This is a genomic window from Bradyrhizobium sp. SUTN9-2, from assembly GCF_003122645.1.
GTDB classification, from domain to species: domain Bacteria; phylum Pseudomonadota; class Alphaproteobacteria; order Rhizobiales; family Xanthobacteraceae; genus Bradyrhizobium; species Bradyrhizobium yuanmingense.
On the sequence record NZ_LAXE01000001.1, the window covers coordinates 2,610,789 to 2,612,137 of the forward strand.

1 protein-coding gene is annotated in these 1,349 nt (G+C 59.7%); it reads left to right on the top strand.

Annotated elements, in window-relative coordinates; translation table 11 throughout:
• Nucleotides 1-1,349, top strand: a 1,349-nt coding sequence (locus XF30_RS11865) for an AMP-binding protein (protein WP_146207794.1), incomplete at both ends; no start/stop codon positions are given.

A 1,349-nucleotide genomic window follows, 5' to 3' on the forward strand; every position in this document is an offset into this window, starting at 1 on the left:
AAGCGTGTCGGAGCTTTTGGAGCGGACGCGGCGCACGGTGCTGGCTGCGCAGGAGCATCAGGACCTGCCGTTCGAGCAGGTGGTGGAGATCGTGCAGCCGCCCCGAGCTCTTGATCACACGCCCTTGTTCCAGGTGATGCTGGCCTGGGAGAACAATGCGGTTGGGTCATTGGACCTGCCGGGGCTGAGTGTGGAAGCTGCCGGCGAGGAGATTGATCAGGTCGAATTCGATCTGGAGCTGAGCCTTGGCGAGCATGGCGAGGAGATCGCCGGAACTCTTGGTTACGCCACGGCGCTGTTTGATCAGGCGACCATCGAGCGGCAGCGTGGTTATCTGATAGCGGTGCTGCGGGAGATGGCTGCCGACGCGCAGCAAGAGGTTCGCCGGATTGAGCTGCTGCCAATCGCCGAGCGGACGTATCTGCTGGAGGAGCTGAACCGGACGGCGGCCCCGTATCCTGCGGAGCGGTGCATTCACGAGCTGTTCGAGGCGCAGGTACAGAAGACGCCACATGCGGTGGCGGTGATCTGCGAAGATGAGCGGCTGAGCTATGGCGAGCTCAATGCGCGGGCCAACCGCCTCGCGCATCACCTGATCGCCCTCGGCGTCAAGCCTGGGGATCGCATTGCCACAGTGATGGACCGCTCCGTCGCTCTTCTGATGTCGCAGTTGGCGATTCTAAAGGTGGGCGGCGTGTATGTACCGATCGATCGCGCCCTTCCGTCGGCGCGACAAGAATTGCTGATGGCCGATTGTGCTGCACGCTTGGTACTCTGCGGGAATGGTCTGGTTGACGCGAGGATACCTGTTCTGGCTACTGAGCCGCTCATAGCTGGAGCGGGATCTAGTTCCGATCCTGGGCTGGCGTTGAGCGCTGAAACTGCCGCTTACGTCATGTACACCTCGGGCTCCACGGGGCTTCCCAAAGGAGTTGTTGTTCCTCATCGTGCCGTCAACCGGCTCGTGATCAACAATGGGTATGTGAAGATCGATGCAGGAGATCGGGTGGCATGGGCTGGCAATCCCGCCTTCGACGCAAGCACATTCGAAGTATGGGCATCGCTGCTTAATGGTGCTTGCATTGTTGTCATGCATGCCGCCACCGTCAGGGATGCTCCAAGTTTTACCCGGGCGCTTGAACAGCACCAGGTGACGTCACTGTTTCTAACAACAGCATTATTCAATCAATATGCATCATCGATCGCTCCGACGTTGGCTCAACTGAAGCACCTCCTCTGTGGGGGTGAGCGCAGCGATCTTGCATCGTTTCTGAGATTGCTGGAAGAAAAGGGCCCTGTACGGCTCATTCACTGCTACGGCCCGACCGAGACGACCACCTTCGCGACCT